The organism is Synechococcus sp. A18-25c (genome assembly GCF_014280035.1).
Classification (GTDB): Bacteria; Cyanobacteriota; Cyanobacteriia; order PCC-6307; family Cyanobiaceae; genus Synechococcus_C.
This window is the reverse complement of the sequence record NZ_CP047957.1, coordinates 1089107-1098760: the sequence shown is the minus strand read 5'-3', so window position 1 is coordinate 1098760 and position 9654 is coordinate 1089107. Positions and strand designations below refer to the sequence as shown.

14 protein-coding genes are annotated in these 9654 nt (G+C 55.6%); 5 read left to right on the top strand and 9 right to left on the bottom strand.

Annotated elements, in window-relative coordinates; translation table 11 throughout:
* Positions 1-114: 114 nt before the first annotated feature.
* Entirely contained in the window at positions 115-1350 is a 1236-nt protein-coding gene (locus SynA1825c_RS06030; protein WP_186470728.1) for a glutathione S-transferase family protein, read from the bottom strand.
* Positions 1351-1398: 48 nt separating this feature from the next.
* On the opposite strand from SynA1825c_RS06030, the gene SynA1825c_RS06025 reads away from it, so the two are divergent.
* Entirely contained in the window at positions 1399-1869 is a 471-nt protein-coding gene (locus tag SynA1825c_RS06025) for a hypothetical protein (RefSeq protein WP_255478467.1), read from the top strand.
* Here SynA1825c_RS06025 and SynA1825c_RS06020 read toward each other — a convergent pair.
* The 6 genes from SynA1825c_RS06020 to SynA1825c_RS06000 all read right to left on the bottom strand — a co-directional run bounded on the left by SynA1825c_RS06020 (position 1859) and on the right by SynA1825c_RS06000 (position 5494).
* Positions 1859-2443: a pyridoxamine 5'-phosphate oxidase family protein gene (locus SynA1825c_RS06020; RefSeq protein WP_186470727.1), complete on the bottom strand. Its 585-nt coding sequence runs from the start codon at positions 2441-2443 to the stop codon at positions 1859-1861. The two genes, SynA1825c_RS06025 and SynA1825c_RS06020, sit on opposite strands and share 11 nt — an antisense overlap.
* Positions 2433-3161: an AhpC/TSA family protein gene (locus SynA1825c_RS06015; protein ID WP_186470726.1), complete on the bottom strand. Its 729-nt coding sequence runs from the start codon at positions 3159-3161 to the stop codon at positions 2433-2435. Before SynA1825c_RS06015 ends, SynA1825c_RS06020 begins: the two co-directional genes overlap by 11 nt.
* 259 nt (positions 3162-3420) lie before the next feature.
* A complete protein-coding gene (locus SynA1825c_RS06010; protein WP_186470725.1) occupies positions 3421-3870 on the bottom strand; it encodes a hypothetical protein in 450 nt (149 codons plus the stop codon).
* Positions 3871-4508: 638 nt separating this feature from the next.
* Positions 4509-4736, bottom strand: coding sequence for a zinc ribbon domain-containing protein (locus tag SynA1825c_RS06005; RefSeq protein WP_186470724.1), 228 nt, complete (start codon positions 4734-4736; stop codon positions 4509-4511).
* Between the two features lie 374 nt (positions 4737-5110).
* Positions 5111-5239 carry a hypothetical protein gene (locus SynA1825c_RS13620; protein ID WP_255478466.1) on the bottom strand — a complete coding sequence of 43 codons (129 nt, stop codon included), beginning with the start codon at positions 5237-5239 and terminating at the stop codon, positions 5111-5113.
* An 87-nt stretch (positions 5240-5326) separates the two neighbouring features.
* Entirely contained in the window at positions 5327-5494 is a 168-nt protein-coding gene (locus SynA1825c_RS06000) for a hypothetical protein (RefSeq protein ID WP_186470723.1), read from the bottom strand.
* Between SynA1825c_RS06000 and SynA1825c_RS05995 the strand changes: the two genes are divergently transcribed.
* The 3 genes from SynA1825c_RS05995 to SynA1825c_RS05985 all read left to right on the top strand — a co-directional run bounded on the left by SynA1825c_RS05995 (position 5493) and on the right by SynA1825c_RS05985 (position 8161).
* Positions 5493-5822 carry a hypothetical protein gene (locus SynA1825c_RS05995; RefSeq protein WP_186470722.1) on the top strand — a complete coding sequence of 110 codons (330 nt, stop codon included), beginning with the start codon at positions 5493-5495 and terminating at the stop codon, positions 5820-5822. The genes SynA1825c_RS06000 and SynA1825c_RS05995 overlap by 2 nt on opposite strands.
* Before the next feature lie 238 nt (positions 5823-6060).
* Positions 6061-6228, top strand: coding sequence for a hypothetical protein (locus SynA1825c_RS05990; RefSeq protein ID WP_186470721.1), 168 nt, complete (start codon positions 6061-6063; stop codon positions 6226-6228).
* A gap of 490 nt (positions 6229-6718) precedes the next feature.
* Positions 6719-8161: a glycoside hydrolase family 13 protein gene (locus tag SynA1825c_RS05985; RefSeq protein ID WP_186470720.1), complete on the top strand. Its 1443-nt coding sequence runs from the start codon at positions 6719-6721 to the stop codon at positions 8159-8161.
* Between the two features lie 16 nt (positions 8162-8177).
* Here the strand turns inward: SynA1825c_RS05985 and SynA1825c_RS05980 are convergent, their stop codons facing one another.
* Positions 8178-8474, bottom strand: coding sequence for a Dabb family protein (locus SynA1825c_RS05980; RefSeq protein ID WP_255478464.1), 297 nt, complete (start codon positions 8472-8474; stop codon positions 8178-8180).
* A 345-nt stretch (positions 8475-8819) separates the two neighbouring features.
* Between SynA1825c_RS05980 and SynA1825c_RS13615 the strand changes: the two genes are divergently transcribed.
* A complete protein-coding gene (locus tag SynA1825c_RS13615; protein ID WP_255477091.1) occupies positions 8820-8954 on the top strand; it encodes a hypothetical protein in 135 nt (44 codons plus the stop codon).
* A gap of 412 nt (positions 8955-9366) precedes the next feature.
* On the opposite strand, the gene SynA1825c_RS05975 is transcribed toward SynA1825c_RS13615, so the two are convergent.
* Entirely contained in the window at positions 9367-9555 is a 189-nt protein-coding gene (locus SynA1825c_RS05975; RefSeq protein WP_186470718.1) for a hypothetical protein, read from the bottom strand.
* Positions 9556-9654: the final 99 nt, after the last annotated feature.

The following is a 9654-nucleotide window of genomic DNA, read 5'->3' as shown; positions in this document are numbered from 1 at the left end:
TCCCATGGCATGTCACCCCTCCGGCACGAACGGTGATGCGGTCGACGGAGCTTGGGCCTCCAGCGTTGGTTCACCAATGAAGTGCCATCAATTGCACCCTCGGCGTGAGCCTGATCAAAGAAACGGACGAGGGTCTTGATCGAAGCGATGCTCGAACGGGAGCGGTGCCGGTTGCTGATCCCCATCCAGAACAGCGGTGGACTCCAGAGCGCGCCTGAGTGCACGGGCACTGTGCAACGGCATGTCTCGAGGCACTGAGATGCGATCACGCAGGTAGCGCAAGGCGGCAGCCGATCCAGGCTCGGGAGACACCGGCCGACCCAGCATCAAAGCCGTGAGTGCCGCTCGCAGGGGCTGGTCAAACCCGTCGCCAAGGGGATTGCGCGCCAAGAGCGTGCTCCGATGACGCAGCACGCGCTCCAGCGCCCGCTCTCGCGGCAGCCCTTCAGCCAGCGCCGGAGCCCAGCGACTCTCCAGCTCACCGAGCCCCTGCCCAGCATCCACAGCAGCAGCCATGGTGCGCTGGTCCTCACTGCCATCCGCCCAACATCCACCCATCTGCGGCGGCAGATCATGGGCATGCGTGTGCATATCACTCTGGGTACCGCGATAGGTCTCCAGTTGTTCAAGCGCCGAGAGCCAGCGATCGATTCCCGGATGCGCTTGGCGCAGCGCAAATCCTTTGAAATAAGCCAACGACGCGTTCATGCGCTCGACATAGGGGATGAACACCAGGTCGGCCGTGCCCGGGGTTGATCCCTCAGGGGCATCGGGATCCAACCAGGTGCCACCCCCGGCCGCAAGGGCGTCCTCCATCTGTCGTGCCACAGCCTGAAACTGGTCGCGGGCCTGACGTTCCTGGCGTTCATTGAGGCCTGGTGTGCACAACCAGAGGCACCAGGCCCGGAACAGCAACCGTTCAAGATCACGTAAGGCGCGTACGCGGCGATCACCCATCGGAGCACCAACGGGCCCGAAAGTCGTCTCGAGTGCCTCAAGAATCCGGTCGCTTTCCGTAATCAGCCGCCCATCCAGTTCCAGCGCTGGAAGCATCCCCGATGGAACTAGGGCTGTGAACCATGGCTCCTTGGGCCCATAACAGCGCATGGTGACCTTGCGGATCCGATAGGGGATCCTGCGAAATTCCAACCAAAGCCAAACCTTCTGGCAGTAGGGGCACCAAGCATGGTGATCCCGAAACAGCGTGACGCGCACCGTCGATTCAGGCTGACCAAAGAGACGCAGAGTGGCTTGCGCATTGGCAGGTCCTTCGACCCGCTCCGCAGCGGGCGGTGCCATGGCCTCCAACTCAGACCAGCTCAGAGCCGTGGCGGGATTGAGGGCAACCATGAGAGTCTCGGATCATCACTGCATGATCACCGCTGAAGTGAATCGCCTGTGACCATCGATCACCGCCAGCTGCAGGACCTTGAAGATCGGGCCCGTCACCGGGGCACTGGCCTCCAATGCGAGGACATCTTTGGCTGCTGGCAGCTGACGACGATCTGGCCCAGAGGTCGCCAAGAAACCAACGCCCTGAGTGGTTGGTTTTTGCGCAGCCTTGGAGCCTGTCTGGACATCTCAGCGGGCCGAAACGCTGATCTTCAGCTACGCAATGCTGTGAACCTGGGGCCGCTCTGCCTGCAGTTTCAAGGGCCTGGCCATCTGCGCGGCAGGCGCCCGCTGCTGGTGTTTCAGTTCGAGCAGGTGGAACTGAAGCTTGGACAGCTCACGCTGCTGAAACGAATGCTCCCCAGCCCCACACAAGGCCGTGAGCCCTTTTTTGCCTTGATCAGTCGCAGCAACGACGGATGGATGGCAGCCCGTGGCCGTGGTGGTGGCTTAGCTCTCTGGACCCTCAAGGGTTGAGCCGCTGTTCACACCAGTGGTCGTGACGCTGCCAACGGCGGCGACAATGCGGGTGAGGCTTCAGATCAAGCTGCTCCACCTGAGACAGGTGAATACGCAAGAGCAACAGGTGTGGCGGAACAGCTTCACCGTCGACCACATCCCGAGGCCACGGCCCTGCTTCAGACAAAAGCTCCCCAGGATTCGGCCAAGCCCAGACACTGCGACCGTGGGGAGAGAGTTTCTGCCAATGATCCGCCAGACCTGTGGGGTCCTGCCCAGGGGTGATCAACGCCGCCGCGCCACGCAACCGAAATTGCTCTCGTGCCTTGCGGAACAACCAACACAGCTCCACCTGAGGCTGATGCATCAGTTCAGAAGGTTTCTCGCTGCGGGCATCCGTGAGCAGCTCCAGATCACCCGATGGGCTCCAACCCCGAAACACCAACGTGCGCACCCGGGGTGTGCCGTCGTGAGCGACGCTGGCCAATTGCAGCCAGCCCGATCCTGCGGCGCGTCCTTCACGCTGGCGCGCTCCGCGCAGCAACGGTCTCCATGGAGGAATTGGGTCCACACGACCCTGATCAACGGGCATCGTTTAGCCAGGGGTCAAGAAAGGCCAGCGGCCGCGCCATCGACTCTGAGAATCCAAGAATGCCTCGGTCGCGATAGACGTACAGGAGTGAGTCGTCGTCATCGAGAAGGAATGTTCCTCCCCGCTGCGTGATGAAACGATCATCGGGCACATAGGTGCCCCAGTGCCGCAGCACTTCGTTCATGTTGCGCAGACGAACCGTGGCCAGTTCAAACGGACGCTGGAAGCCCCCTCCCCCCGCACGCCGAAACAAGGCGGCGGGGAAGGATGGCAGGACCCCGGTCGTCACCTGCTCATCATCATCGAAGCGCTGTGGTGCAGAGCGATCACCGGTATAACCCCGCAACACCTCCTTCAAGGTTCCAGGAGAACCAATGCCGGCGCACATCAACAGCAACGACGGCCAGGGACCTCCGGGTGCCTGAAGCCCCGCTGAAAGGCCCAGCGCACGATGCAACTGGTGATCAGGCTCGATCTGCAGCAGATCTGGCGGAAAACCCGTGAAGTCGCAGAAACGATCGGCTCCTGCCTGATCACCAATGGCGATGGCTAGAGGACGGATGCCGGCCTGCTCGAGCCTGGGCAGCGCCGGCACCAACGCCTGGGCATATTCCATCGAGTCGAAGTCGCCCAGCTGCGTTAACAGCACAACTAACCGTCTAGCAGCTCCGTCAGGGTTTTTGCCAATTCGTCTGATCAGTGCTTCAGGCGCTTTCATCGGTGCGTTGACAACCCGGTTAACAAAAAAGGGCTGCTATCAACGGCAGGGTGGCAAAAATCGGCATCCACTCGGGTGACTGTCAATTCCACGTGCACGCGATCCAGCCCTGGTGACACGGCGGCCGGGACTGAATCTCGCAGTCCATCGCCGGTGTTGGTTTTAGTCGTAAGTCAGCATCCGACTGACGTTGAAGTGTTGCTAGCAATCAGCTGAAATTCCTCGTTTCAACGTTACTTGCATTGCTGATGAGTGGTGATTACTTGTTGCCTTCATCGGATTCAGACATCTGGCAATTCGCCAGGTATTCCTTGAACATGTCTTGAACGACATCACAGCAAGCAGCCCCTTCGTCCACCATATATTGAGCAAGCCATTGCGACTCTTCACTGTTGTCCAATGATCGAATAAATTCTGAAACTTGTATTTTTAATTCCGCGAAGACTCGCAGTTTCTTTTCATCAGGAGGAGCCGGAGAGGCATTGTCATCGGGAAGTCTGAAATTCGAATTGTAAAAAGAAGCGGTCCAAAACAATGGGAAGAATAGTGAGACAAGCTGCAAGATGCCGAGGGACACAGTTTCCAATTCAGTTGCTTCACGAGGATGAAGATTGCCTGCTCTCCTTGCTGCCTTGCGAATCAATTTAAAGTCCTCTCCTCGAGGATGCTTCTTGAGCATGTCGTTGAGATAAGAGCGAAGATAGGTCATCTTGTCTAGGAGTCTATGTGTGTTTCGCCAGAACTGATCACATGGGTATTCTTGATGCATCTCCCTTCAATCTCTGGCGCAAAATCGCGTGGAGCTTCAGCCTGATCGAGGCAAGGTTCGACAGAGGCATCTGCAACAATTGAATAGAATTGCACTATAGCCAAGTTAAATTTGCATGCCCCAGCACCTACAGACCGGTACCGAGTCTTGAGCACCACCCACCGCGTTTTCTAGCTCCTCATTGAAAGGAGCTGAATCAGCTTTTTTTTCAAATCACCGGTAGAGATCAAGAATCCAGCCTCCCTTGCAATCACCACCACAGCGTTAGCGTCAGCAGCTGCTTTAGCTTCTTCAGAAGGCTAGTACGGTTTTAACGTGTTCGAGGCAGCCTTGAGTTGCTCGTCTGACATTCAAGGACGTGAAAGATTCGTTTGGTCATAGCAAGGGTCAGTATCCACAACTGAAACGGCCAGAATTCATCGACCTAAGAGCCAATTGCACATTGATTATACATCTGGACAGTGCTCCTCTAGCTGACATTCGGATTTTTCGCTTCTATCGGCATTGCATTTGAGTTGGTCTAGAAGGAAGGGAGCCCAAAATGGATAGAGCACAAATGAATTGTCGACGGCCGCTTATTAGTTGCTACCAAGGAAATCAAAAACCTTCTGCACTCCACTTACCGATCTCCGATAAAACTTAGTGTAACCACAATTGGTGCATGTGACTGCGTTATAGCGCCTATTACCTATGTCAAAGAAGCTGCTCCAGAATCCACCAGAGACACGAATCTGGCCAGTCTCGTAGGAAGTACAGCCACACTCGCTACACACGTAACCAGTAGAAAATCCGACAGAAGGTGCCATTCTTTTTTTAGAGATGCTTTCTTATAGTCACCATCGGCATGGCTTGCAACCTTGATTGCTCGACAACTGACTGAGCGTTCTGAATTTCGCTGTCCTGATGTCGGTGGTGCTGCCTCCTTGAAGCATGAAGCTAGAGCCTGATCAACGCAACGGCCGACAGCGGCATCGAAAGGTCAAACGCGCTGAAGTGATCCACCAAAGAGCCACTTGCGCATGGGACGCAATTGTTTCCTGAATGCTCGCGATCAAGCAAGATCAATAAAACCCGACGAAGGGTTACTGGAATCGATAAATTGTCCACCAAGAATCGCAGTTAGCGACACAGCATCCGAATCAACTTCATCGAACTCATCCTCGATGTCGATCGCTTTAGTTCATTCAGAGACTTCTGCTTGATCCAACCGAAGCCCTGCTGCAGCAGCCAATTCAATGAAGCGTTCAATCCCTGCTTCTGGAGTGGCAACAAACTGCTGATACAGCTCGACTTTCTTCTCGATTGGCATGGAATTGGAGAGCAGCTTGAAGCGTTCGAGTTTGTCCATCAAGGAAACCACAGCGTGACCTCGTTGTAGCCCTGTTGCGGCAACAGTTCAGCCACCCGGGTTAATCCAACTGTCAGCTCTGGCGCCAACCGCAACGCCGCGAATGCATCGTCGGAACAGTTCCATGCTGATGCCGAGCACATCGCTGATCTCCGCCTGCCTTGACGCGAGCAAGACCAAAGACCTATGTCGTCTCAACGCTTGCTCATCCGTCATGCCTCAGAAAACGTTCCTGCCAGTCCGTGTCATGAGCGTGGCAGCGATATTGTCACTCTCAGGACTCGCTGTTTCGGTTGCCCGGGCGCAGGAGCCGGCCACCAAAGCCTTTCAACAACGCAATGTGCCGCTGTCGTGGATCTTCAACGAGTGGCGCCGGAATGGCAACACTGCCAACACCTATCTCTGCGTCTGCGACCAGGATCGTTGCAACACGCAGCCGAACTGGCCGTTCCGAAGCTTTGGAACAGGCGAAGCCATTCCTGTTCTGGGGGAATGGAATCTGAACCAAGCCCGCCGCAATGGATTTCTGTGCGCAAGGCGCTGAGCTCGAGGCCCTGCAATGTGGTCTGACGCGCAAAGCCTGACAATCTCTGTGCACGCCACACCCACTTTTGATTGTTTGCGCGCAGAAAGCAATGCGCGATTCGACCGATGCCAAAGTCGCCCGTAAGGGTGGAAAGTAAGTCCATCGAGATCGGAGGTGCTGATGACAGCCGACACTCCACCGGCGCAGATTGCAGAAGCAGCCTGACTTTCTGGCCCCTGCTCCAACAGTCTCAACCATGACCTGGGTTGGTCCTTTGGTCGGCACGCAATGGTCCGCCACGCCAATCGACGCTCCACTCGCATCGCTTCAGGTGCCCTCGGAGAACTCGACCCAACACTGCGAGCGCATGGCCCCAGGGCGCCTCAAGCCAGAAGCTTCGACCCTTTCCTTCCACTCGACGTAATGGGTTGAACGATGCACAAACGAGCGAGCTAGGCCGTCTCTTCCAACCGGAAGGGGCGGCCTCCGCCTTTTCTGGCTGAGGAGCGGCATTCGTTGCTGATCCGATGGTGCACGGGACCACGGCCTGAGCAACCGTTGTGAACGCCAAAAGCAACTTGATGGGTTCACAGCGGATCTCCTTGGACAAATTCATCAACCTGAAGGAATTCTGATGCTGCACCGTTCATTCCCCACGATTCGGGGCGTTTCAGAGCGACGTTGGTTTCGATCCATTGTGAGTGGGTAACGGCGCTCATTGGCACCGCGAAACCGCTTGTCCGGCACGGTTTTTTTGCTGGGGGGATGTTTCCAGCGCGATGCAGTCCACTGAACCTGCAGCTTGCCAAGGTGAAGCATTTCATCCACTCCACAAGTCGATCGGCGATCGACGACAGGTCCTATGGCCGTCGATTGGATGAGCTGCTAACCAAAGCTCATCAGGACGCAAACTTTTGCAGGCAGTGGCGACCTTCAACAATCCACCGGTTTGGGTAGAAGAAGCTGTGATCTATCAGATCTTCCCCGATCGCTTCCGCCGCAGTGGACGCGTCAGTGAACAGCGCAACCTTGTTTTCAAACCTTGGGGATGCGACCCGACGGAACAGGGGTTCCATGGTGGCGATCTCTTCGGGGTGATCGATGCACTGGATCACATCCAGTCGATGGGAGTGACCTGCCTCTACCTGACACCCATCTTCAGTTCAGCAAGCAATCACCGCTATCACGCCTACGACTACATGCAAGTTGATCCCCTCTTGGGTGGCAATGCATCCCTCGATGCCCTGATCACTGCAGTGCATGCCAGAGGGATGCGTCTTGTGCTCGACGGTGTTTTCAATCACTGCGGACGGGGCTTCTGGGCGTTCCATCACGTTGTGGAGAACGGTCAAGCGTCGCCCTACAGAGATTGGTTTCACATCAGAAAATGGCCCATCAACCCCTATCCGCGAGAAGGGGAAGACTGTGGATACGACTGCTGGTGGTCCATCGCAGACCTGCCCAAGTTCAACCACAGCAACCCAGCGGTTCAGGACTACCTGTTGTCGGTCGCGCGCCATTGGCTGGACAAGGGAATTGATGGCTGGCGTCTGGACGTCCCCGATGAAGTACCCAAGGATTTCTGGGTGGAGTTCCGGCGCGTCGTACGAGCTGTGAATGCTGATGCGTGGATCGTCGGAGAGATCTGGGGCGATGCCCATTCGTGGCTTCAAGGGCAGCATTTCGATGGAGTGATGAATTACCGAATCGGCTGGAGCACCCTCGGTTGGACGGGGAACAACGCCTTAAGGCAGGGCTACCAAAATCCGGAGTATCCCCTCCAGGCCCGCAGCAGCGAGGAGTTACTCGATATCTGGAGCAACACAACGCGTTCCTACAGGCCAGAGGTCAACCGCGCGCAGATGAATCTTCTCGATAGTCACGATGTGCCGAGGGCCTTGCACAGCCTCAATGGCGATCTGAAAGCGATGAAGCTGGCGCTGTTATTGCTGTTTCTGCAACCCGGAGCGCCTTGCCTTTACTACGGCACAGAAACAGGTCTCGCTGGCGGTCCCGATTCAGAACATTCCAGCGGGCCAGAACCAGCCTGCCGAGAAGCTTTCCCGTGGAAACAAGCCTGGAATGCCGATTTCAGGGCTTACCTCAAGGAATTAGCCGATCTCAGACGAACGTATTCGGTCTTTCGGCAGGGAGATCTGAGCTGGAGAGCCGTCGGAACTGATGGGTTAGTTGCACAGGCTGAAGGCCTTGAGGTGTGGATTAATCGAAGCCGAATCCACCCATTGGCGTTACCCGCAGCCCAAACCACTGCCAAGACGTTGTGGAGCTGTGATGAAGACACCGCATCGCCCTGTCTTTCACCGCAATCCGCTGTCGTGCTTGCAAACCCTTCCTAAGCGAATGACCCAGGATTCATGCTTCAAGATCAAAAACAATCAGATCAGCCAAAAGATCGAGCAAGACAGCCTCGAGAGCCTTGTGATCTGGATGAACCAAGTAATGATCTCTAGCCGACGAATCTGAAAACGTCACCACAACAGAATGCGTATAACTTTTATTTAGATTTTCAGGACTTTGATTGGTACCATATTCGATCGATTCAATGCCATCAATCCTGGCCTTAAGCCGAACAAACTGACCAAACATTGCATCAATACGATCTTGGTCAGTATTGGGCTTGAACTGCAACAGCAAAAGATGCCTGATCACGATGACACCTGGATGGAGGCTGATTCACCGTAGGCACAAAGAACAACTGGATCCAGCGAAATAGACGGCCACATGAATCAAGACGGTAATGGTCACAGCATCGCAAGCCAGAACGATCGGTCCTACCCACCCCAAGCCGTCGTTGCGACGGCAAAACTATCAGATCCACCTTTTCACAAGGAATCCGGAGGCTTCTTCATGCCATCAGCCTGCCAACGATCACAGCGAAACTGTGTGCTGAAAGACGTCTGGGCGAGAAAAAATCGTTTAGTGCGGCTAAAACGAAACGTGTCGCTCTCTTGCCCTCAGGAGAGCTGCCCCAACAAACCACTGCTCTGATGGTCGATGAAAGCGAAACATTGGCTTTTGCTAGTGGCTGCAATGATCACTGTGACGGGTGCAGGCATCGGCATCATGCTGGGTGAAATCCACCAAGGCGATTTACCGAAGGACGCCGCTCTTCCGGTCACAGGTGACTGATTCCAGCCAGGAGCACGGCGACTCAATTCATTATCGATCCAAGCATTGGCCTGGCTGGAGGCCCCAATCAACAACATCAACTGCTTTGACTGATCACTGGTGAAGAGTCAGACGCCCCACCCAGGGCTTTGACGTTGCTCGTCAAGAGACCACGCAAGATCTTCAAAGCTGGGGGATCTCCACAAACTTGATGGCCAACCGAAAATGAAGGCCTTGTCGAAAAGATTCCCTGCAATCAATCAGACAATCTCAACACAGCAAGGGATGTCGATATCGACCACAGCATCACTCCATGACCTGCGTTGACATGGAGCAGCATCACATGCACCTCCGAAACGAGCACGTTCAATGACGACGATTCAACGTCGTCGAGCTCTGAAAGCACCACCCAAGGAGAGGGATGGCGCTCGCCCTAGTGAGTCAACCCCTTGCCTTCGCGCACAACCGTTGTCACTTCGTTGAGAACAGGATCAATCACTCGGTAGGTGTTCATCGTGGCCAAGGACTTGGTCCGAGCACACATGTAGGCCTTGAACTCCGTCTTGAAACAGAGCTCCTGCACCCATTGATCGGGGGCTTCCTGCCGTTGAATGCAGAACATCACTCACTCCAACATCACTCACACCTTCACTGCTAGCAACGACATCGAAGAACGGCACAAGACGTGCTTTGACCCACATCAAAGTGCCCCCGCCACCGA

Excerpts from the sequence above, each read along its gene's own strand:
- SynA1825c_RS06000 (WP_186470723.1), bottom strand. The coding sequence starts at position 5,494 with ATGACGGATGAGCAAGCGTTGAGACGACATAGGTCTTTGGTCTTGCTC.
- SynA1825c_RS06030 (WP_186470728.1), bottom strand. The coding sequence starts at position 1,350 with ATGGTTGCCCTCAATCCCGCCACGGCTCTGAGCTGGTCTGAGTTGGAG.
- SynA1825c_RS06015 (WP_186470726.1), bottom strand. The coding sequence starts at position 3,161 with ATGAAAGCGCCTGAAGCACTGATCAGACGAATTGGCAAAAACCCTGAC.
- SynA1825c_RS05995 (WP_186470722.1), top strand. The coding sequence starts at position 5,493 with ATGCCTCAGAAAACGTTCCTGCCAGTCCGTGTCATGAGCGTGGCAGCG.
- SynA1825c_RS13620 (WP_255478466.1), bottom strand. The coding sequence starts at position 5,239 with ATGCCAATCGAGAAGAAAGTCGAGCTGTATCAGCAGTTTGTTGCCACT.
- SynA1825c_RS13615 (WP_255477091.1), top strand. The coding sequence starts at position 8,820 with ATGAAAGCGAAACATTGGCTTTTGCTAGTGGCTGCAATGATCACTGTG.
- SynA1825c_RS05975 (WP_186470718.1), bottom strand. The coding sequence starts at position 9,555 with ATGTTCTGCATTCAACGGCAGGAAGCCCCCGATCAATGGGTGCAGGAG.
- SynA1825c_RS06010 (WP_186470725.1), bottom strand. The coding sequence starts at position 3,870 with ATGACCTATCTTCGCTCTTATCTCAACGACATGCTCAAGAAGCATCCT.
- SynA1825c_RS06020 (WP_186470727.1), bottom strand. The coding sequence starts at position 2,443 with ATGCCCGTTGATCAGGGTCGTGTGGACCCAATTCCTCCATGGAGACCG.
- SynA1825c_RS06005 (WP_186470724.1), bottom strand. The coding sequence starts at position 4,736 with ATGGCACCTTCTGTCGGATTTTCTACTGGTTACGTGTGTAGCGAGTGT.
- SynA1825c_RS05990 (WP_186470721.1), top strand. The coding sequence starts at position 6,061 with ATGACCTGGGTTGGTCCTTTGGTCGGCACGCAATGGTCCGCCACGCCA.